This is a genomic window from Martinezella rhizogenes, assembly GCF_027460065.1.
Classification (GTDB): domain Bacteria; phylum Pseudomonadota; class Alphaproteobacteria; order Rhizobiales; family Rhizobiaceae; genus Agrobacterium; species Agrobacterium rhizogenes_C.
Genome location: NZ_JAPYZZ010000003.1, coordinates 134,305 through 156,156, shown reverse-complemented (window position 1 = coordinate 156,156; position 21,852 = coordinate 134,305). Strand labels below are relative to the sequence as shown.

Sequence of the window (21,852 nt, the reverse complement as noted above, 5' to 3'; positions counted from 1 at the left end):
ACTGAATGCGCAGTATCAAGACCGTTCATGTCATTTCCGCCCATGCGGAAGGCGAAGTGGGGGATGTGATCGTCGGCGGGGTGAAGCCGCCGCCGGGGGAGACGATCTGGGAACAGAGCCGCTTCATCGCCCGCGATGAGACGCTGCGCAATTTCGTGCTCAATGAGCCGCGCGGCGGCGTGTTCCGCCACGTCAATCTGCTGGTGCCCCCGAAACATCCTGACGCGGATGCCGCCTTCATCATCATGGAGCCGGAAGATACGCCGCCCATGTCCGGCTCCAATTCCATCTGCGTGTCTACGGTGCTGCTGGATGGCGGCATCGTGCCGATGCAGGAGCCGGAAACCCATATGCTGCTGGAAGCTCCCGGCGGACTGGTGAAAGTGCGCGCCGAATGCCGTAACGGCAAGGCCGAGCGCATTTTCGTGCAGAACCTGCCGAGCTTTGCTGCAGAGCTTGACGTCGAACTCGAGGTCGAAGGCCTCGGTACGCTGAAGGTGGACACCGCTTATGGCGGCGACAGCTTCGTCATCGTTGATGCCGAAGCGATGGGTTTCAGACTGAAGCCGGAAGAGGCGCATGAGATCGCCCGCCTCGGCGTGTGCATCACCAATGCCGCCAACAAGGCTTTGGGTTTCGACCATCCCGAAAACCCCGACTGGCGGCATTTTTCCTTCTGCCTGTTTGCCGGCAAGGTGGAGCGCACGGCCGAAGGCCTCAGGGCAGGGGCGGCCGTCGCCATTCAGCCGGGCAAGGTGGACCGCTCGCCGACCGGCACGGCGCTTTCAGCCCGTATGGCCGTGCTGCATGCACGCGGCGAAATGAAGGAAGGCGAAACGCTAACGGCGGTGTCGCTGATCGGCTCGACCTTCACCGGCCGCATTCTCGGAACCACAACGGTTGGCGACCGTCCGGCCATCCTGCCGGAAATCTCCGGTCGCGGCTGGATCACGGGTATCCACCAGCATATGCTTGATCCGTCCGATCCATGGCCGCAGGGGTATCGGCTGACGGATACCTGGGGTGCTCGGTAGATGCTTTACGGGTCACTCAGTTGGAATGTTGAGATATGCCACAGCGGTGCCGCATATTTCTTCTCCCCGAGGGGGAGAAGGTGGCCCGAAGGGTCGGATGAGGGGGTAACCTTGCCGGATTTCGGAGAGTTCGCCCCCTCATCCCGCTGCCGCGGACTTCTCCCCGGCGGGGAGAAGAAACAAGCGGCTCCCGCTCCCTCAAATAGGGTTAGACGCTCAACCGCTTCGTCGTCTCCCGCACGATCAGTTCGAACCCGACATCCACCCGCGCGCCTTCGGGAACAGCGGCACCCTTCTCCGGCTCCAATATCGAAAGCAGCAATTCGCCAGCCTTGCGGCCGATCATCTGGGCATCGACGCGGATCGTTGAAATCGCCGGGTAACATTGCCGGCTGATATCGAAATCGCCGAAACCGAGGATGGAAATCTGGTCGGGCACGGCAATGCCGCGGCGGTGACATTCCATCAGTGCGCCGACGGCGGAAATATCGGAGACGGCGAAAATGCCTTCGACATCGGGCGCCTTCGCGAGCAGGGAGCCGAGCGTCTTTGCCCCGTGGTCATAGGAGACTGGCGCACTGCCTTCGCGGATGATGAGATCGTCGGAAATGCCGGCTTCGCGCAACGCTGCTGCAAACCCGACAAGGCGGCTTTCGCCGCGCCAATCATTCACAGCGCCGTCAGCCCGGGAGCCGAGTGCGCCTATACGCTTTAAACCAAGAGATATCAGGTATTTGGCAGCGTTTCTTCCCACCTCGTAGTTGGAAAAGCCAACCGCATGGTCGATCGGGTGTTCCGGAACGTCCCAGATCTCCACGATCGGAATGCCGGCGCGCATCAGAACTTCGCTCGCGATCTTGGTATGCACCGTGCCGGCGACGACGATGGCATCGGGACGGCGCTCCATCATGGTGCGGATGACGCGCTCCTCTTCCTGCAGGTCATACATCGTATAACCGATCAGCAATTGATAATCGGCGGCGCGCAGCGCCTTGGCCAGCCCCTGCGCGCTGTCGGCGAAGTTGGAGTTGGTGAGCGTCGGCAGGATGGCGGTGATGAAATTGGTGCGCCGGGAAGAGAGCGAACCGGCGATTCGATCCGGCACATAGCCAAGCTTCTCGATGGCCTTCATCACCTTCTGGCGTGTCTCTTCCGACACCAGGGCAGGATCGGCCAGCACCCGCGAAACGGTCATCTTGGAGACGCCCGCGAGTTTCGAGACGTCGCTCATGGTTGCTTTTTTTGACGTGACTAACGCTGCGGCCAAGGGCGTGCGCTCCACCAAAGCATGTCTCCCTAAATTCGAACCGTTTCAGGACAAGACATACACGAAGATATCAGGGGAAAGCACGCCGTATGATTTGATATCAATGCGGCGTGCACCGGATTTATGCGACGCGGCTATAGACCAGATGGTAAAACCGTCCGTCGCACATGCTCATCATCTCATCCGTCAGTACCCGGCCTTCCAGCCGGACCGGCGAGACCAGCGCTTCCTCCACCGCTTCCATCGAAGGATAGTCGATTTCCTGCACCATGATGATCGAGGCTGCGTCCGGATCGGTGCGCTCGGTGCGCATCACCCGCACGGCCTGCGCATTCGGCATGCGTTTCCAGACCGGCAGCAATTTTTCCTCGACGATGCGGAAAAACTCCTCCTCCCGGCCGGGGTGAATCCTGCCTTCGAAAATTGCCGAACGTGTATACATGGTTTCCTCCCGAATGAATGTCCGATGCAACAGTTCTGTAGATCGGACTTGCAATGATACCGATAACATGCATTATTGATCCTGCCAAGAACGTGAAACGGTGTCGACCAGAGGAAAATCGATAACCAGCCGAAATTGTTGAATTTTAAGGAAAATTCACATGGTTTTGAGCTTTCGCGGTTTCTTGGGAGGAGTTTTTTGTCAATCGCGGTGAAATGTTATCGAGAACATTTTTCGCTTTGCGCAAGATCGCTGTTCCGCTTTGGGCAGCCACTTAAAGGTTGGAGGAGAAACCATGAACATATCCAGATTTCTGAAGAACATGACCGTTGCCGTCGGTGTTGCCGCAGCAACGCTTGCCGCCAGCACATCCGCCCATGCTGTCTCGCTCAGCGAGATCACAGCGCGCGGCAAGGTCAAGATCGGCGTTCTGACCGGCGCTCCGCCGATGGGCATGGTGGACGAGAAGGGCAATCCGTCTGGTTATGACGTGGATGTCGCCAACCTCATCGGTTCTTACCTGTCGCTGCCGGTTGAGCTGGTGCCGCTGACGCCGCCGGCGCGCATCCCCGCACTTCAGACCGGCAAGGTCGATTTCCTTGTCGCGACGCTGGCGCCGACCGGCGAGCGCGCCAAGACCGTCATGTTCACGCAGCCTTACAGCGCCTTCAACATGGACATCATCTCGGGCAAGGACCAGAAGTTCGAAAATCTCGACAGCCTCAAGGGCAAGCGCGTTTCGGTCAATCGCGGCTCCTCGCAGGAAACTGCGCTGCGCAAAGCCAATGTCGAAGGTCTCGAAATCGTCGTTTACGAAGACGATTCCACCAGCGCCCAGGCACTGCTTGCCGGCCAGGTCGATGCTGTCGCCCTGCCGTCCACGGTTGGCGAAGCGATCATCAAGCAGCGCCCGGAAGCCGGTCTGCAGGTTGGTTTCACCTTCTTCCAGCAGGGCAATTCCATGGCGACAAAGCTTGAGGATTTCGAGCTGCGCCAGTGGCTGAACACCTCCATCTACCTCATGAAGATGTCGGGCGATCTCGACCGTATCTCGGTGAAGTGGACCGGTCGTCCGCTGCCGCAATTGCCTAGCTTCTGATTGAGCCTTTCAACGCGTCCGCCGGAGAAAAATTTCCGGCGGACCGGGAAATGTCAACGGAGTGACGCATGTCCTATACTTTTCAATTCGGCGCGCTCGCCCAATATCAGAATGAGATTCTGAACGGCATATGGCTGACGATCAAGCTGTCGGTCCTGTCCATCGTGCTCGGCTGCGCTTTCGGCATTCTTCTGGCCTCGCTGCGCTCCATCAAGGGCGGCATCGTCCGCATCATTGTGGACGGTTATGTGGAGGTTATCCGCAACACGCCGTTTCTGGTGCAGCTTTTCATCGTCTATTTCGGCCTTCCGGGCCTCGGCTTTCGCGTCGGGGCAGATACCGCGGCGCTGATCGGCATGACGATTAATCTCGCGGCCTATTCGACGGAAATCATCCGCGCCGGCATCGAGGCGGTGCACAAGTCGCAGATCGAGGCTGGCGAGGCGCTGGGCTTCACGAAATACCAGATATATCGCCACGTCATCATGGTGCCGGCTATCGCCAAGGTCTATCCGTCGCTGTGCAGCCAGTTCGTGCTGATGATGCTGGCATCGAGCATATGTTCGGCCATTTCCACCCATGAGCTTGCGGCCGCCGCAGCCTTCGTGGAATCGCAGACCTATCGCTCCTTCGAGGTCTATATCGTCGTCACGCTCATCTATCTGGCGCTGGCGCTCAGCCTGCGGCTCATCCTTGCCCTTATCGGCATGTGGCTGTTTGGCCGCCGTGTGGCCCGCAAGACGATGACCGCTTTGCCGGAGGTGCAGTCATGACCCTTAGAACTTTCGGCTGGAACGAGTTCGGCTTCCTCATTACCGCCCTGCAATGGACCGTGCTTCTGACGATCATTGCGCTTATTGGCGGCGGCATCGTCGGCTTTTTCATCGCACTGGCCCGTACCTCGGATAACAAGCTGCTGCGCATCGCCGCCGGCACCTATATCCAGGTCATTCAGGGCATTCCGGTGCTGATGATCCTGTTCCTGTCCTATTATGGGCTCAGCCTTGCCGGGCTGGAACTGCCGCCGCTGATCGCTGCCGGCGCTTCGATGACCATCTATACGTCAGGTTATCTCGCCGAAATCTGGCGCGGCTGCATCCAGGCGGTGCCGAAGCAGCAATGGGAAGCATCGGAATCGCTGGCGCTGACCCGCGCCCAGCAATATCGCTACGTCATCCTGCCGCAGGCGATCCGCATTTCCCTGCCACCGACCGTCGGTTTTGCCGTTCAGGTCGTCAAGAATACGTCCATCGCATCGATCATCGGTTTCGTCGAACTGGCAAGAGCGGGGCAGCTCATCAACAATGCCACGTTCCAGCCGTTCCGCGTCTTCGTCGCGGTGGCCGTGCTTTATTTCATCGTCTGCTACCCGTTGTCCCAGCTGTCGCGTTGGCTGGAAAGGAGGCTTCATGCCGGAAGTAATCGTTGAAAACGTTCACAAGAGCTTTGGCGCTCTGGAAGTCCTCAAAGGCGTGTCGCTGACGGTTGGTCGCGGTGAAGTCTTCGCCCTCATCGGCCGCTCGGGCTCGGGCAAGAGCACGCTTCTGCGCTGCATGAACGGGTTGGAGAAGATCAATTCGGGCCGTATCGAAATCGCCGGTCATGCGATCGGCGAAGACGCCAAGGCGCTGCGCAAGCTGCGCACCGATGTCGGCATCGTCTTTCAGAGCTACAATCTTTTCCCGCATCTGACGGTCGGCGAAAACATCATGCTTGCGCCACGCATCGTCAAGGACGTGGCGAAATCGGAAACCAAGGATATCGCCCGCGAAGTTCTGCAACTCGTCGGCCTGTCGGAGAAATTCGATTCCTATCCCGACCAGCTGTCCGGCGGCCAGCAGCAGCGCGTGGCGATTGCCCGCTCGCTCGCCATGCGACCGAAGGTGATGCTGTTCGACGAGGTGACCTCGGCGCTCGATCCTGAACTGACCGAGGAAGTGCTGACCGTCATGGAAAACCTCGCCAAGGGCGGCATGACCATGATCCTCGTCACCCATGAAATGGCCTTTGCGCGCCGCGTGGCGACCGAAACCATCTTCATGCACAAGGGCAAGATCTGGGAGCAGGGCCGTTCGTCCGAACTCTTCGCCAATCCGCAAACGCCGGAACTCCGGCAATTCGTCAAGGCCGACGTGAAATAGCGCAGGGCCGCAAAGGAAAATCCATGACCACTGAAATCGTGCAACTGTGCCCGCTCATCCCGGCACTGGAACAGGAACTAGCTGAGCGCTTCACCGTGCACCGCATGTTCGAAGCGGCAGACAAGGCGGCGTTCCTTGCTGAAAAGGGCGGCGCGATCCGCGGCGTCGTCACCGGCGGCCATATCGGCCTGCCGGCAGATATTGGTGCTGCACTCCCCAACCTCGAAATCGTGGCCATCAACGGTGTCGGTTTCGACAAGGTAGATCTGACGGAAGCCAAGCGGCGCGGTTTCCGCGTTTCCAATACGCCTGATGTGCTGACGGCCGACGTCGCTGACCTCGCGCTTGGCCTCATTCTGGCGCAGGCACGCAAGCTACCGCAGGCGGATCAGCATGTGCGCACCGGGCAATGGCTGAAGGGCGATATGGGGCTTTCCACCCGGGTGGCCGGTCGCCGTTATGGCATTTTCGGCCTTGGCCGCATCGGTCAGGCCATTGCAAAGCGGCTTGAAGGTTTTGATGCACGCATTTCCTATACCGCCAGAAACCGCCGCGATGTGGCCTATGATTACTACGACAGCATCGAGACGCTGGCCGCCAATTGTGATGTGCTTGTTATCGCTGCCGCTGCCACTGCCGAAACGCGTCATATCGTCAATGCAGACGTGTTGAAGGCGCTTGGGCCACAGGGTGTGCTCGTCAATGTGGCGCGCGGTTCGCTTGTGGATGAGAAGGCGCTGGTCGAGGCGCTTTCGAACGGCACGATCGGTGGCGCGGCGCTGGATGTTTTCGAGGACGAGCCACGCGTGCCGGAGGCACTGTTTGCCTTCGACACCGTCACGCTTGCTCCGCATGTCGGCAGCGGCACACACCAGACACGGCGTGCCATGGCCGATCTGGTTCTGGCCAATCTCGATGCGCATTTTACCGGCAAGGACCTTCCGACGCCGGTGGTGTAAGCCGTCTTTTCCCTGTTGACCATCGGACGGCGCGGCTTTTGTCGCGCCGTTTCGTTTCATGTGGTCGGTGGTTTGTCGATGGTAAAAGGAGTATTCTCCGCAATCTCTACTCGCCGTTCATCATTATATAATATGTATAATCCTACTATTCTGCTTCCTTATAAAGTGATGAGGCGGAGAGGTGCGTTCCAAAGGCCCGAAGACACCCGAAGAGAACCGGATGTCGCGAAAAAAGCGCGGCATAACGCCATCTGCCTCTCCAGCAACAGGCGAAAACGCCAATCCCTCCGGCCGTCACACGCTTTTGGAAGCGATGATCGATCATGTGCCGGATTTTATTTATGCCAAGGATCTGGAAGGGCGTTTTCTTTTTGCCAACCGGGCCATCGTCACCGAAAACGGCTTTGAAAGTGTCGAGGAGCTGATCGGGCTCACCGATTACGATATTCATGGCGAAGCGGCACGCAACGCCGGCATTCCCGATACTGAAGCGCGGGTGATGCGCACTGGCGAACCGGATCTCGGTTATGAGGAACGCGCCATGCGCGGCGATATCGATCGCTGGCTGATGATGTCGCGCGTGCCGCTGAAGGACAAGTCCGGCAAGATTATCGGCGTCGTGGGCGCATCGCGCGATATCACCCAGAAAAAGGCCTCTGAGCGATTGCTTCAGGCGCAGGCGCATATTCTGGAGATGATTGTCGCGGCAGCGCGTATCGAGGATTTTCTCGAGGAATTCGTCAAGGCCATCGAGAATCTGGCGACTGGCCTTGCCTGCGCCGTGCGGGTGTTTGAGGCTGCAGTGGGGGAACCTTCCGTTTACGTCTCACCCGCCCTTGCGCAGCAGGCAGGGCTGATCACGCTCATCTCTAACGTCAGCGATCCCGAAAGCCTCGCCCATCCGGCGGAGGATACGGCCTTCAGTTTCGATATTCCCGCCAGTGAAGGCAAGGCGCACGGTTTCGTCTGGTGCAAGCTGGCCGGCCGCAAGCCCGATGCTGCGCTGGTGGAATTTGTCGGTGCCGCGGCGCGTATGGCGGGTCTGGCGATAGACCGAAAAAGGGCAGCGGAACACATCGCCTTTCTGGCGGATCACGACATGCTGACCCGGCTACCAAACCGCCGTTTCCTCGATACCCGGCTGCCGGAGATATTGGCGGCGGCGGCAAAGATGAACAGAAGGGTCGGCATCGGTTTTCTCGATCTCGATAATTTCAAGCAGATCAATGATACGCTGGGGCACAGCATCGGCGATGCACTGCTGTCGAAAACCGCCGAGCGCATTGCGGCGAGCCTCAGGCAAAACGATCTCGTTCTGAGGGTAGGGGGCGACGAGTTCGTCATTATTCTCGAAGAGCGCAAGGATGATGTCGAGAACCGCCTGCAGCGCATCCGCGCCGCAGTCTCGCAGCCGTTGCGCATCGGCAATTACGATATCAAGGTCACTTGCAGCATCGGCATGGCTTTTTTCCCGGAACACGGGGAAACCACGGCGGAAATCGTCGCGGCGGCCGATCTTGCCATGTATGAGGCCAAACATAACGGACGCGACAGTATTGCCACCTTCACGCCGAACATGGCGGATGATCTGAGGAAGAAATTCACCCGTATCGAGGAGTTGCGCAAAGCCGTTGAGAAGGACGAATTTGTCCTGCATTTCCAGCCGCAGGTCGATCTTGCCAGCGGCCGGATCAGCGGCGTGGAGGCGCTGGTGCGCTGGCAGCACCCCACGGAAGGTCTGCTCGGCCCTGCGGAATTCATCGGGCTTGCGGAAGAAACCGGGCTTATCGTGGAACTCGGGGCAAACATCCTCCGGAAGGCCTGCCATCAGGCGCAGGCATGGGTTTCCGCCGGCCTCGCGCCGGTCAAGATGGCGGTCAATATCTCGCCGCGTCAGTTTCAGGGCGGGCTGGTGCAGCAGATCCGGTCGGTGCTGAAGGAAACAGGTCTTGTGCCCTCCCTGCTGGAAATCGAGATCACCGAGACGCTGATCATTCAGGATGTCGAGACATCGGTGCGGATCATGCGCGCCATAAAACAGATGGGCGTCAGCCTGGCGCTGGATGATTTCGGCATCGGTTATTCCTGTCTCGGCATGCTCAAGACATTCCCACTGTCCTGCATGAAGATAGACCGGTCGTTCCTGACCCACCTGCCGGAGAAAACCAAGGACAGCGCCATCGTCACGATCATGATCCAGCTTGCCGGATCGCTTGGCATCAATGTCATTGCCGAAGGCGTGGAAACCGCCGAGCAGGCGACGTTCCTGCGCACGGCCGGCTGTCCTTACGGTCAGGGCTATTATTTCAGCCGTCCTCTTCCTGCGGATGCGATAGAGGCGATGCTGGGGAATACGACGATATTCCCCACCGGCCTTTCCGGCGACAGGCCGTAAGCCCTCGACCTTTAGCGGATTTGACGGGGAGGCGGGCAGGCCGCCGTGTCCGCCGTAACCTGATGTCTTCTTGCCGCGCTTTTCCTTTCTCGCTCTGGGCTCCGCAAGGCAAGTCTTGGTCGCCTCTTCTCGCATATGGGTGCGTTCCCGGTCTTTCGCAGGATTGCGCGAGGGTTTCACCTATGTTTTGCAACGTAATAATATAGTAATTTTAGAAAATTTATTCTTAGTAATAAATGGAATTATTTCGAAATAAATAATGAAATTACTATATTTTAAACTAGTAAATTGTTGTAATTTTACTACTTAATCCGAAAGTGTACTTATATTATATTTCCATTCATTCGATTTTAATTGCGACTCCACAGTAGTTTCTGTCATTTGCTCAATCAGCGCAGGGAAGCGGGCGGCAGGGAAAGACCAGCCCTCAAATCTGCGCATTTGTTGAAAAAATTTTTGACTGGAGATTATAAATGAACATCAAAAGCCTTCTGATCGGCTCCGCTGCCGCTCTCGCAGCAGTATCCGGCGCAAAAGCTGCTGACGCCATCGTCGCCGCTGAACCCGAGCCCATGGAATATGTCCGCGTCTGCGACGCTTTCGGTAAGGGCTTCTTCTATATGCCCGGCACCGAAACCTGCCTCAAGTTCCAGGGTTATGTCCGTTTCCAGACCGATTTCGCACGTGACAAATCGGGCAAGTCCGACTGGGATTCCTTCACCCGCGCACAGTTCGAAATTGACACCCGCACCGACACCGAACTCGGTGCTCTGCGCGGCTTCATCGGCTTCCAGGGCAATGCTGACAGCGGCTCTGCTGCCTTGAACGACAAAAACACGAACGACAAGGGTTCGCCGGTATTCGTTGACCAGGCGTTCATCGAACTCGCCGGCCTCAAGGTTGGTAAGTTCACCAGCTGGTGGGATGATGGCATCGGCGGCGAAACCGACGAACTGTCTTCAAACTCCAAGTTCAACTCCATTCGCTACACCTACGATGCAGGTTCTTTCTGGGCCGGCGTTTCGGTTGACGAGCTGGAAGGTGTTGCTGTCGGTTCCTACAACAAGAACAACAACGCCAACAACGTTGGTACTTCGAACAACGTTGGTGTTGCTGCTGGCGTTGGCGCCAAGTTCGACAGCGTCTCTTTCGCTCTTATCGGTGGTTATGACACCGATCGCGAAAATGGCGCCGTTCGCCTGATTGCAGAAGCTGGTGTTGGTCCGGGCACATTCGCTCTGGCCGGTGTCTGGGCTTCCGGCGCAAACGCCTATTACAACGTTTCCGAATGGGCCGTTGCTGCTTCCTACGCCATCAAGGCAACCGACAAGCTGAAGATCACCCCCGGCGTGCAATATTACGGTGGCTACGGCCTCGCTTCCTGGGATGATTTCTCGAACAACGATGCCTGGAAGGCTGGTCTGACGGTTGATTACAAAATCACCGACGGCTTCTCCACGAGACTGACTGCGAACTACCTCGACGTCGAAAAGAAGCCTGAAGCTTGGACCGGTTTCGTTCGTCTTGAGCGTTCGTTCTAATCGCCTGCATAAAAAGCATAAACCGGGTTAGACAACTCAGATCCACCCCGTTTTCGAACGGGTGAGTCACTAGCTCCAGTCAAAGTTCCTGACATGATGTCAGGTTTGCTCCCCGGACCACTCCAGGCCGGGGAGTTTTTGTCGTGATGCTGGTAAGGATTTGGGAAGGGGGCTTGCCGCCGCCTGAAGATTTAGTGACCTTGACCGGGCTTGTGGTCGGTCGCGCGGGAGCTGGCATCCGCCGGCGGACGGGGAGGGCACACCGGTTCGTCGAATGTGCGCAGCAGGCGGCCCCAGCCGGGATCGTGCATATGTGCTTTCAGGCCGGCCCGTTCTGCCAGCGCCATGGCCTCCTGTTGGCCAAAGGTAATGGCGTCATCAACATTTGATGTCTGTACTTTTCCGTTTTCCATCAGCAATTTACCATCCACAAAGACGGTATCGACATCGCTGCCGAGAACCTGATGTACCAGACGGTGCACCGGCATCCACATGGGCATCAGATGTGGCTTGCGCATATCTATGACGACGACGTCAGCTTTCTTGCCGATTTCCAGCGAACCGATCTCGTCTTCCATGCCGATGGCGTGGGCCGCGTCGATGGTGATCATTTCAAATATCTTGCCTGGTGGCAGCAGGTAGCGATCGTGATTGTGCAGGAGATGTTGCGTGAATTGTGCCAGACGCGCCGTCTGCAACATGTCGAAATGGCGGCTTGGGGCAGCACCATCGGTGGTGATGGCGACACGAATGCCTCTCGACATCATTTCCATGATCGGGGTTGCGCGGCCGGGCGGTGCGTGCGTCACGCGGGTGCCGGTCTCGGCCAGTATGTCGATCTCGTCATGGGAGATGCCCCAGCAATGCTGAAGGTGAATGTCAGGGCCGAGCAGGGCATTTTCCTTGTCCTGAAACGCCATGCGGATTTGCCCGGCAAAGGCGTCGGAATGAAGCCTGAGGCCTCTCTTTCGCGCCATCTCGCGTATGCGGCGGGCCTGCATTCTGTCGCCCTCGGTCAGTTTCACAGCCTGATCGGGCGTCGATGCGTTGGACGGTTCGACCGAAGGCACGATGGTGAAAGGCGTCAGGAAAACGCTGATGCGGCCATCGGCGCTTCCATGCAATGCCTCGATCACCGCTTCACTGCCTTCCATCATTTCGTCAAAGCTTACGTCGCGGCGTTCGGGCAGGCCGCTCTCCCATCGCGTGACGGGATGTGGCCAGGGCAGACCCGAGGGCCCGACGCAGATGATTTCGCGAAGGCCGAGTTCGCTATAGGCACGGGCGTGGTTGATGGCGAAGACGGGGTCATCCGCGCGCGGCATTGACGTGATGATGCTGGCCCCGGTCGTCACCCCGGCGCGCAATCGTTCAATGCCGGAAATCAGCCCGTCGGCATACCAGTAGTCGCGGGTCACGTAGTGATAATAGGTCGGAGTGATGATTTTCATCCACATCGCATTGGTGTCCGCCGCGATGCTGCGAAGAAGCGCGTGGCCGGCATGGCCATGGGCATCGATCAGGCCGGGAATGATCAGCTTTCCCGTGCAGTCGATGACCTCCTTGTCCCCATGGCGGGGTTCCAGTTCATCCACGGTGCCGATGTCGACAATCCTGTCGCCCTCGATCACCAGTGCGCCGTCTTCAATAATGCGCCGCTCCTTATCCACCGTGACGATCGTCCCGTGCAGCAGCAGAAAGCCTGTCATATTCCGTCCTCCCTCTTTTGAACTCGTATCCAAAAACTTACGATTTTGAGTACGATAATTGTCAACAATATTATTGACAATAAGCTTGAGCGAAACAATACTCCCTTTGCCCGACCGGACCGCCTGCCGGTCTTCCAACGATTTATAAAAAGGGGGGATCAAATGTCCCGTATCAGAAGTTTTGTCCTGGCGGCCATGGCTGCCGCCGCCATTGCCGTTCCCGCCAATGCGGAGACTCTCCGCTGGGGTGGTCGCGCCGATCTCTATTCGCTGGATCCATATTCGGTTCCGTCCACATCCAACCTCGCTTTTCTGAACCATATTTATGAGGGCCTCGTGCGCTACGGGCCGGACTTCCAGATTGAGCCTGCGCTTGCCACCGAGTGGAAGCTGATTGATGGAAAGACCTGGCGCTTTACCCTGCGCAAGGGCGTGAAGTTCCATGACGGCGCAGACTTCACCGCCGATGATGTTGTCGCATCCTTCACGCGTGCTTCGGACGCCACATCGCCGCTGCGAGGCAATATCCCGATCTTCGCCGGTGTTAAAAAAGTGGACGATTACACCGTCGATCTCGATGTCAACGCACCCACATCGCTCTTTCTGAACGACATCACCAACATCTTCATTTTTAACGCCAAGTGGTTGAAAGATAACAACAGCGAGAAGCCCACTGACTTCGCGTCGAAGGTTGATGGCTACACCACCATGCACACCAACGGCACCGGCCCGTTCAAGCTCGAAAGCCGCGTTCCCGACAGCAAGACCGTTCTCGTGGCCAATGAAGGCTGGTGGGACCAGAAAAAGCACAATCTTGACCGCATCGAATTCGTGCCGATTGCATCCGCGGCAACACGCGTTGCCGCACTGCTCTCAGGTGAAATCGATCTCATCGATTCCGCTCCGATCCAGGATTTGCCGCGCCTTGAATCTTCGCCCAATATCTCGGTCAAGAAGCGCACCGAACTTCGCACGCTTTTCATCGGCTTCAACCGCCGCGAAAAGCTGGAAGACGGCAAGCCGAACCCCTTCAACGATCTGCGTGTCCGTCAGGCCTTTGAAGCGTCCATTGATCGTGACCTGATCAACAAAAAAGTCATGCGTGGTCTCGCAAGACCGTCCGGCTCGCTGATTGCGCCGGAAATCGCAGGTTATGCCAAGTCGCTCGATACCTTTGAGCCCGCCGATCCGGCCAAGGCGCAGAAGCTGCTCGCCGATGCCGGCATGAAGAACCTCGCCTTCACCTATACCTGCATGAATGATGAGAGCGTCAACGAGGAGGATATCTGCTCGGGCGTTGCCAATATGTTGAAGCGCGGCGGTTTCCAGCCGACCATCGACATCGCGCCACGTTCGGTGCAGTCTCCCAAGCGCAATGGCGGCAAGGCTGACGTGTTCAACCTCAGCTGGGCGAATGAGCCGACGCTGGACGCTTTCTCGATGTTGTCGCAGATCCTCTCGACCCGCAAGGGTGCGATGGGCGTCTCCAATTATGGCGGCTGGTCCAACCCGGACATTGACAAGCTTGTCGCGCAGGCGGCGCAGGAGCAGGACAATACGAAGCGCCTGGCGCTCGAAGAGGCTGCGCTGAAGATCGCCAAGGACGAGACCATGCTCGTGCCGCTGCACCAGCAGCCGATTGCCTGGGCGATGCTGGCCAAGGTCAAGAGCGTCGACTTCCGCGCCGACAACAAGCCGCGGCACTGGCTGACCCAGGTCGACAAATAAGACGGATTGCAGGTGAGGCGCCGGTCAACCGACCGAGCGCCTCGGTTGTTTTCAGCAGGCATCCCGTGTGGCAGTGCGATGATCTGCGTCAGAAATTGTCGACAAAGTTGCAACGGTTTCGCGGTTCTTGCATGCCGCGTAACCCATGGCCCGTCTCTGGAAGAGAATGATCGAACCTGCATGCCCGTGTGGCTCAGGTTCGCGTCCGAGAGGTAACAATGCTGGTTTTCATCATCAAGCGTCTGGGAAATGCCGTGCTGGTCATGCTTTCCGTCGCGCTTATCGCTTTTCTCATCTTTCGGCTGGCGGGTGATCCCGTCGAGCTGATGGTCGGGGAGCAGACCTCGCAGGAGGATCGTGCCGCGCTGCGTGAGCGGCTGGGTCTCAATGACAGCCTGCCGACGCAATATCTGCGATTTGTCAAAGACGCGGCACAGGGTAATTTCGGTGTTTCCTATCGTAACGGCCAGCAGGTGCTGCCGCTGATCGCGGAAAGGTTTCCTGCCACGCTTGAGCTGGTGCTGGTGGCCACCATCATATCGCTGGTCGTCGGCCTGCCTCTGGGCGTTCTGACGGCGATACGGCGCGGGAAATGGTATACGGAAGGTCTGCAGTTCCTGTCGATTGTCGGGGTTTCGCTGCCAAGCTTCGTTGTCGGCATCCTTCTCATTCTGGTGTTTTCCGTTTCCCTCGGCTGGGCGCCGGCCTTTGGTCGCGGCGATGCCGTCCAGCTCGGCTGGTGGTCGAAGGGGCTTTTGACGTCATCCGGACGCGCTGCCCTCATTCTTCCGGCCATTGCCCTTTCGCTGTACCAGATCACGCTTGTCATGCGTCTGGTGCGGGCGGAAATGCTTGAGGTTCTGCGGTCCGATTTCGTGAAATTTGCGCGGGCCCGCGGCATACCGCGCTGGCGTATCTATTTCCGTCATGCGCTGCGCAACTGTCTGATGCCGGTGGTGACCCTGACGACGATGAATGTCGGCTCGCTCATCGCCTTCGCGCTCATTACGGAAACGGTGTTTCAGTGGCCGGGCATGGGCATGCTGTTCATTCAGGCAGTCACCTTCCTCGATATTCCCGTCATGGCGGCCTATCTCTGCATCATTTCCTTCATCTTCGTTGTCCTCAACACGTTCGTCGATATCGCTTATGCGGTCATCGATCCGCGTCTGCGCACCGCGCGCTAACCGAAGGGAGCCGGTTTCATGACAGACCTCTCACAAACGGGAAAACCCGCCCGCCGGTCGCTTTTCAGCCGCATGCGTGACAGCGATCTTTACTGGTCGTTCAGCCGCAGCAAATCGGCCAAGATCAGCGCGCTCGTCCTCGCGATATTGATCCTCGCGGCCATATTCGCGCCGTGGATTGCACCCCAGAACCCCTATGACGGCGCATCGCTCGACATGTGGAAGGCCGAGCTGCCGCCGATCTGGCAGGAGGGCGGCGAATGGCCGTTTCTTTTGGGAACGGACACGCAGGGACGTGACATGCTGTCGGCCATTCTCTACGGCACGCGCATCTCCATCGTCATCGGTGTCGCCTCCGTGGTGCTTTCGCTGGTCATCGGCATGACCGCAGGTCTGGTAGCCGGTTATTTCGGTGGTTTTGCCGATGGTCTCCTGATGCGCATCGGTGATATCACGCTGTCCATCCCGACCATTCTCGTCGCGATCCTGGTTTCCACCGTCGTGCGGCAGATGCTGCCAGACAGCCTGCGGGAGGTTGGTGCGTCCGCAGTGCTCATTCTCGCCATCGCGCTGTCCGCATGGGTGCAATATGCGCGCACGGTGCGCGCCCAGGCGATCGTCGAAACCGGCAAGGACTATGTGCAGGCGGCAAAGCTGATCGGGGTTCCCGCCCGCCGCATCATGGCGGCGCATATCCTGCCCAATACGTTGACGCCGATCATGGTCGCCGCGACGCTCAATTTCGGCATGGCGATCCTCACCGAAGCGACCCTGTCCTTCCTTGGCATCGGCATGCCGCCCAGCCAGCCGTCACTCGGCACATTGATCCGTATCGGCAACCAGTTCCTGTTTTCCGGCTCCTGGTGGATCGTGCTGTTTCCGGTCTTCCAGCTCTGCCTGCTCGTCGTCACCGTCAACCTTCTGGGTGACTGGCTGCGCGATGCGCTCAATCCGAAACTGAGGTGAGTTCCATGCACGATCTTCTTCTGCGCAACGTACGGCCCATGGCGGGCGAAGCCTGCGACATCATGATCAGGAACGGCAAGATTACCGGCTTCGGAAAGTTCGACGCCGAACCCGGCCTCCCGGTCGAGGATGGCAAGGGTGCAATCGCCGTTCCCGGTCTCATCGATGCCCACACGCATCTGGACAAGACGACGTGGGGCATGCCCTGGCACGTCAACAACCGTGCCGCCATCCTGCGCGAACGGATCGATTTCGAGCGGGAAAACCGCGTTCAGATCGGCATCGATCCGCATCGCCAGTCCATGCGCCATGCTATCGGGCTTGCGGCCAATGGCGGCACGCATATTCGCAGCCACGTCGATATCGACCCCACCCACGGGCTGAAACTGGTCGAAGGCATCTGGGAAACACGCGAAAAGCTGAAAGGTATCATCGACATCGAAGTCGTCGCTTTCCCGCAATCCGGTGTCATGGTCATGCCCGGCACGGTGGAGCTTCTCGATGAAGCCCTGAAGCAGGGCTGCGAGGTGCTTGGCGGCATTGACCCCTGCGGCATCGACCGCGATCCGAAGGGCCAGCTGGACATTCTTTTCCAACTGGCAACAAAACACGGCGTCCCGATCGATATCCACCTGCATGAAGCCGCCGACCTCGGTGCCTTCACCATGGAGCTTATCTTCGAGCGCATTCGGGCAAACGGCATGCAGGGCAATGTCGCCATCAGCCATGCCTTTGCACTCGGCATGAATGACTATCTGCGCGTCGGCAGGCTGATCGATGAGATCGCACGGCTCGACGTTGCCATCCTGACCACGGGTGCGCCATCGGCAAGCGTGCCGTCGATCATGCGCCTCAAGGAAGCAGGCGTGCGCGTTGGCGGCGGCTGCGATGGTATCCGCGATACATGGGGTCCGTGGGGACAGCCGGACATGCTGGATCGGGCCAAGATCATAGGCATGAAAAACGGCCTGCGCTCGGATGTCGAACTTGCGCATGTGCTGCACGTCGTTTCCAGGGGCGGCGCCGATGTCATGGGTATTGAAGATTACGGCATGGAGATCGGCTGTGCTGCCGACTTCACCCTGTTGACCGGCGAAACGCTGGCGCATGCCGTTGTCGATATCGCGCCGCGGCCGCTGGTGGTCAAAGGCGGCCGTGTCACCGCCAGAAACGGCAAAGCCATCGTGGAGGCGCCGTGATGAGCGATGTTCTCAACTCCCTGCAACTTGGCGAGAGGCCGCAAGGACGGACCCTGCTGACAGCCAGTTGGGTCGTCGGGCACAAGGACGGATCGCACCGACTGCTCAAAAACGGTGAGGTTGTCTTCGAGAATGGTGAAATTCTCTTTGTCGGACACGGATTTCCCGGCGAGGTCGCCCGGCGTATCGATTTCGGCAATGCTCTCGTCAGCCCCGGCCTGATCGATCTCGATGCGCTCTCCGATCTCGATACGACCATTCTCGGCATCGATCATCATCCGGGCTGGGCCAAGGGCCGTGTCTGGCCGCGCTCCTATGTCGAGGCCGGTCCCTATGAGATGTATTCCGCGGAAGAGCTTGCCTTCCAGAAGCGTTTCGCGTTTGGACAACTGCTCCTCAACGGCATCACCACCGCGGCGCCAATCGCATCGCTGTTTTATCGCGCCTGGGGAGAAACCGTGGCGGAGTTCGAGGCCGCCGCCGATGCGGCCGGTGAACTTGGCCTTCGCGTTTATCTCAGCCCCGCCTTCCGCTCCGGTGGCATGGTGCTGGAAGAACCGGGCCGCATGGTGCCGGTCTTTGATGAAGAGCGTGGTTTCCAGGGCCTGAAAGACGCAATTGCCTTCATCGAAAAGCAGAGTGGAAGACACGGCGATCTGGTGCGGGGCATGCTTGCGCCGGATCGGGTGGAAACCTCCACGCTGGGCCTGATAGAGCGCACCGACGCGGCCGCCCGCGAACTCGGCTGCAAGTTCCGTCTCCATATGGCGCAGGGCGTCATGGAGGTCGATACGGTTCGCAAGCTTCACGGCTCGACCGCGCCGGTCTGGCTCGCCAAGGCCGGGCTCCTCAGCGAAAGGCTGATCGCGCCGCACGCCACCAATGCAACGGAAGAAGATCTGGCGCTTTATGCGGAGAACGGCGTGTCGATCGTCCACTGCCCGCTGGTCTCGAGCCGTGGCGGCAGCACGCTCTCGTCCTTTTCCTCCTGCCGCAAACGCGGCATTAACATTGCGATGGGAACGGATACGGCGCCGGCGGACATGTTGATGAACCTGCTCGTTGGGCTGATCACCTGTCGCATCAATGACGGTGTTCCGGACCAGATCCGCTGCGCCGATCTTTTCGATGCGGCGACGCTCGGCGGCGCGCGTGCACTCGGGCGCTCCGATCTCGGTCATCTTTCAAGCGGCGCAAGGGCTGATATTGCAGTCTTTGATCTCGACGATGCCATCATGGCACCGAGCGTCGATCCGATCACGACGCTTGTGACCGGCGGTTCGGGCAAGGTCACGAGAGCCGTTTTTGTCGACGGTCGTCTTTCCATGCGCGAAAGACAGGTCGCCCATATGGACATGCGGCGTGCCCGCGAACAAGCGCAGGCGCAGTTTGATCGTCTGATTGCCAAATATCCCGAACGGAGCTGGGCGAATCCGCCCGTCTCCGAAATTTTCCCTCCGAGCTATCCGGTGGAGGTCGCACAACATGGTTGAAATGAACCAATCGGTCATCGATGTCCGCAATCTCAAGGTCGAGTTTCCCGGTCGGCGCGGCACCGTTACCGCCCTTTCCGATATCAGCCTTTCGATCAGGCCCGGCGAAATCCTGGGCGTCGTCGGTGAATCTGGCGCCGGGAAATCCATGACGGGCCTAGCAATACAGGGCCTGCTCGAAAAGCCCGGCCGTATTGCCGATGGTGAAATCTGGCTCGGGTCGCGCCGTATCGATCAGCTGGATGACCGGGCGATGGAAAGTATTCGCGGTCGTGAGATCGGGGCAATCTTTCAAGACCCGCTGACCTCGCTCAATCCGCTCTTTACGGTCGGTGCCCAGCTTGTCGAGACAATCCGCCAGCACCTGCCGCTGTCGAAGGCGGATGCGCGTGCACGCGCCATTCAGTTGCTGAGGGATGTCGGAATTCCGTCGCCTGCGGATCGTATCGATCATTATCCGCACCAGTTTTCCGGCGGCATGCGCCAGCGTGTCGTGATTGCGCTGGCCCTTTCTGCCTCGCCGAAGCTCATCATCGCCGACGAACCGACGACCGCACTCGACGTCTCGATCCAGGCGCAGATCATTTCCCTGCTGCGGCGACTGTGCAAAGAGAAGCAGACGGCGGTCATGCTCGTCACTCACGATATGGGTGTCATTGCCGAAGCTGCCGACCGGGTGGCGGTGCTTTATGCCGGCCGGCTGATCGAGGTCGGGCCGGTCGAGCAGGTGCTGCACGAACCGCGCCACCCCTATACGCAGGGCCTGATGGCCTCCATTCCGTCGCTTGGCGCGCGGGTGGAGCGGCTCAACCAGATTGACGGGGCGATGCCGCGTCTCGATGTGATCCCGCCCGGATGCGCGTTTAATCCCCGCTGCGGTTTTGCGGGGCCGCGCTGTCTGCGGCAACGGCCTGAACTTGAAACCGTCGGCAATGGTGCCAGTGCGTGCTGGCTGAACGCAGGAGGCACAGCATGACACGATCAACATCCCTTAATCCGGCCTTGATGGTCAAAGGCCTGACGAAAACCTTCGACGTTTCGGCCCCGCTGCTCAATCGTATCATCGAGCGCAAACCCCGGCAGTTCGTGCAAGCTGTTAACGATATCGATTTCGCCGTTCCGGCCGGCGGCTGTCTCAGCATTGTCGGTGAAAGCGGATGTGGCAAATCAACCGTCGCCCGTCTGGTCACAGGGCTTTTTCGGCCAAGTGCCGGCGAGTTTCATTTCGCGTCCGGCGGCAAGGGCAAACCCCTGTCGGCGCAGATGATCTTTCAGGATCCCTATGCCTCCCTCAATCCGCGCTGGCGGGTGAAGAACATCATCGCCGAACCCATCCGCGAACTGAAGTTGCGCGCGACGAAGGCAGAGACGATGGAGCGCGTGGAGGAGCTTCTCAAAACCGTGGGCCTTTCAGCCTCCGATGGCGAAAAATTTCCGCATGAATTTTCCGGCGGCCAACGCCAGCGCATCTCGATTGCCCGTGCACTGGCGAGCGAACCGGAGTTCCTCGTCTGCGACGAGCCGACATCGGCGCTTGACGTTTCTGTGCAGGCACAGGTGCTCAACCTCTGCGCCGCCTACAGGATGAACTCGGCCTCACTTATCTTTTCATCAGCCACGACATGAGTGTTGTCCGTCACATGTCGGACCGCATCGCTGTCATGTATCTCGGGCGGATTGTGGAGGAGGGCGATACCGAAGAGCTTTTCGCCAATCCACGCCATCCCTATACCCGGCTGCTTCTCCAGACTATCCCCAATATCAAGACGCCGCAGCGGGACCGGGAGATTGTTGCGGGTGAAGTTCCGAGCCCTTTGAAGCCGCCTTCGGGCTGCGCGTTTCACCCCCGTTGTCCGCTCGCAACAGCGCAATGTTCGGCAGAGGTGCCGCAGGTGAAAAGCCTTGCCAACGGCACGCGGGTCGCCTGTCATCTGGTCGAAGAAGATACGCAATGGGCGGGCGAACGACAGCGCGCCTGAGAGGGGGGTCAGCCGAGGGCGGCGCGCAGGTCGTGGGAAAGGTCGCGGATTTCGCTGAGATCGAGTTCCGCTTCCACATGCTCCAGGTGATGGGTCATCAGATGGATGGCCCGCGACGGATCATTGTTGGCAATCGCATCGACGATTTCGGCATGTTCGTCCGGGCCGCAGTTGAAGCGATCCGTGTTACGGTAAACGGCGGTAATGAGCGACGAGCGGGAAATGAGGTCGCGCATGGTGGTAAAGAGGAAATCAGAACCGAGCGTTTCCGCAAGCAGAAGGTGGAACCCGCCGGAAAGCTTGATGATGTCGGTCGTGACGTTTTTGGTATTGGCCACACGCTCCTTGGCCACATGGTCGCGCAGCTTTTTGAGATCGGCTTTGGTGGCGGACCTGCACAGTCTTTCGACGACGCATTGCTCGACGGTACGACGCACGAAGAAGACATCGCGGGCTTCCTCGACCGAAGGTTTGGAGACGAAAGCGCCGCGATTGGGAACGATGGTCACCAGCCCGTCACGCTCAAGAACGGACAAAGCCTGGCGGACTCTTGCGCGGCTGACGCTAAAGATTGTCGCCAGTTGCTCTTCTTTCAGCTGCACGCCCGGACGCAACCGGCGTTCGGCAATCGAAAGCCATACTTTCTCGACAATCTGCTGCGTGGACGGGCCGGCCTGCTCGGTCATTCGACATACTCCCCAATCGCCTTAGAG

At 58.9% G+C, this 21,852-nt stretch carries 18 protein-coding genes and 1 pseudogene; 15 read left to right on the top strand and 4 right to left on the bottom strand.

The genetic code is table 11. The annotated features are described in order from the left end of the window. Positions 1 to 5: 5 nt before the first annotated feature. The gene (locus tag O8B93_RS07280; protein ID WP_269709175.1) at positions 6 to 1,034 is read left to right on the top strand and encodes a trans-3-hydroxy-L-proline dehydratase; all 1,029 of its coding nucleotides are present in this window, start codon (positions 6 to 8) and stop codon (positions 1,032 to 1,034) included. 208 nt (positions 1,035 to 1,242) lie between these two features. Here O8B93_RS07280 and O8B93_RS07275 read toward each other — a convergent pair whose 3' ends face one another. Continuing rightward, positions 1,243 to 2,265: a LacI family DNA-binding transcriptional regulator gene (locus O8B93_RS07275; RefSeq protein ID WP_269709174.1), complete on the bottom strand. Its 1,023-nt coding sequence runs from the start codon at positions 2,263 to 2,265 to the stop codon at positions 1,243 to 1,245. A gap of 157 nt (positions 2,266 to 2,422) precedes the next feature. Further along, positions 2,423 to 2,743: a hypothetical protein gene (locus O8B93_RS07270; protein ID WP_003505663.1), complete on the bottom strand. Its 321-nt coding sequence runs from the start codon at positions 2,741 to 2,743 to the stop codon at positions 2,423 to 2,425. A 295-nt stretch (positions 2,744 to 3,038) separates the two neighbouring features. Between O8B93_RS07270 and O8B93_RS07265 the strand changes: the two genes are divergently transcribed. The 7 genes from O8B93_RS07265 to O8B93_RS07235 all read left to right on the top strand — a co-directional run bounded on the left by O8B93_RS07265 (position 3,039) and on the right by O8B93_RS07235 (position 10,878). Continuing rightward, the gene (locus O8B93_RS07265) at positions 3,039 to 3,842 is read left to right on the top strand and encodes a transporter substrate-binding domain-containing protein (protein ID WP_269709173.1); all 804 of its coding nucleotides are present in this window, start codon (positions 3,039 to 3,041) and stop codon (positions 3,840 to 3,842) included. A gap of 68 nt (positions 3,843 to 3,910) precedes the next feature. After that, entirely contained in the window at positions 3,911 to 4,615 is a 705-nt protein-coding gene (locus O8B93_RS07260; protein WP_269709172.1) for an amino acid ABC transporter permease, read from the top strand. Next, positions 4,612 to 5,271 carry an amino acid ABC transporter permease gene (locus O8B93_RS07255; protein ID WP_269709171.1) on the top strand — a complete coding sequence of 220 codons (660 nt, stop codon included), beginning with the start codon at positions 4,612 to 4,614 and terminating at the stop codon, positions 5,269 to 5,271. Before O8B93_RS07260 ends, O8B93_RS07255 begins: the two co-directional genes overlap by 4 nt. Beyond that, on the top strand, positions 5,252 to 5,983 hold the full coding sequence (locus tag O8B93_RS07250; protein ID WP_111806823.1) for an amino acid ABC transporter ATP-binding protein: 732 nt from the start codon (positions 5,252 to 5,254) through the stop codon (positions 5,981 to 5,983). Before O8B93_RS07255 ends, O8B93_RS07250 begins: the two co-directional genes overlap by 20 nt. 23 nt (positions 5,984 to 6,006) lie before the next feature. Beyond that, positions 6,007 to 6,942, top strand: a complete 936-nt coding sequence (locus O8B93_RS07245) for a 2-hydroxyacid dehydrogenase (RefSeq protein ID WP_269709170.1) — start codon at positions 6,007 to 6,009, stop codon at positions 6,940 to 6,942. Between the two features lie 220 nt (positions 6,943 to 7,162). After that, positions 7,163 to 9,337, top strand: a complete 2,175-nt coding sequence (locus O8B93_RS07240) for a putative bifunctional diguanylate cyclase/phosphodiesterase (protein WP_269709169.1) — start codon at positions 7,163 to 7,165, stop codon at positions 9,335 to 9,337. Positions 9,338 to 9,810: 473 nt separating this feature from the next. Then, entirely contained in the window at positions 9,811 to 10,878 is a 1,068-nt protein-coding gene (locus O8B93_RS07235) for a porin (RefSeq protein WP_269709168.1), read from the top strand. A 191-nt stretch (positions 10,879 to 11,069) separates the two neighbouring features. Here O8B93_RS07235 and O8B93_RS07230 read toward each other — a convergent pair whose 3' ends face one another. Continuing rightward, a complete protein-coding gene (locus tag O8B93_RS07230) occupies positions 11,070 to 12,587 on the bottom strand; it encodes an amidohydrolase family protein (protein ID WP_269709167.1) in 1,518 nt (505 codons plus the stop codon). A 162-nt stretch (positions 12,588 to 12,749) separates the two neighbouring features. Here O8B93_RS07230 and O8B93_RS07225 point away from each other — a divergent pair, with 162 nt between their 5' ends. The 7 genes and pseudogenes from O8B93_RS07225 to O8B93_RS07195 all read left to right on the top strand — a co-directional run bounded on the left by O8B93_RS07225 (position 12,750) and on the right by O8B93_RS07195 (position 21,139). Next, positions 12,750 to 14,315 (top strand): ABC transporter substrate-binding protein, encoded by a 1,566-nt coding sequence (locus O8B93_RS07225; RefSeq protein ID WP_269709165.1) that lies wholly within the window; start codon positions 12,750 to 12,752, stop codon positions 14,313 to 14,315. A 218-nt stretch (positions 14,316 to 14,533) separates the two neighbouring features. Continuing rightward, positions 14,534 to 15,502 (top strand): ABC transporter permease, encoded by a 969-nt coding sequence (locus O8B93_RS07220; RefSeq protein ID WP_269709163.1) that lies wholly within the window; start codon positions 14,534 to 14,536, stop codon positions 15,500 to 15,502. Between the two features lie 18 nt (positions 15,503 to 15,520). Further along, on the top strand, positions 15,521 to 16,468 hold the full coding sequence (locus tag O8B93_RS07215; protein ID WP_269709162.1) for an ABC transporter permease: 948 nt from the start codon (positions 15,521 to 15,523) through the stop codon (positions 16,466 to 16,468). A 5-nt stretch (positions 16,469 to 16,473) separates the two neighbouring features. Next, positions 16,474 to 17,667 carry an amidohydrolase family protein gene (locus O8B93_RS07210; protein ID WP_269709160.1) on the top strand — a complete coding sequence of 398 codons (1,194 nt, stop codon included), beginning with the start codon at positions 16,474 to 16,476 and terminating at the stop codon, positions 17,665 to 17,667. Then, a complete protein-coding gene (locus O8B93_RS07205; protein ID WP_269709158.1) occupies positions 17,667 to 19,160 on the top strand; it encodes an amidohydrolase family protein in 1,494 nt (497 codons plus the stop codon). The genes O8B93_RS07210 and O8B93_RS07205 overlap by 1 nt, the downstream gene beginning before the upstream one ends. Further along, entirely contained in the window at positions 19,153 to 20,136 is a 984-nt protein-coding gene (locus tag O8B93_RS07200; RefSeq protein WP_269709157.1) for an ABC transporter ATP-binding protein, read from the top strand. The genes O8B93_RS07205 and O8B93_RS07200 overlap by 8 nt, the downstream gene beginning before the upstream one ends. Continuing rightward, a pseudogene (locus tag O8B93_RS07195) lies at positions 20,133 to 21,139 on the top strand (ABC transporter ATP-binding protein). Before O8B93_RS07200 ends, O8B93_RS07195 begins: the two are co-directional and overlap by 4 nt. An 8-nt stretch (positions 21,140 to 21,147) precedes the next feature. On the opposite strand, the gene O8B93_RS07190 reads toward O8B93_RS07195, so the two are convergent. Next, positions 21,148 to 21,825 carry a GntR family transcriptional regulator gene (locus tag O8B93_RS07190; RefSeq protein ID WP_269709156.1) on the bottom strand — a complete coding sequence of 226 codons (678 nt, stop codon included), beginning with the start codon at positions 21,823 to 21,825 and terminating at the stop codon, positions 21,148 to 21,150. Positions 21,826 to 21,852 lie beyond the last annotated feature (27 nt).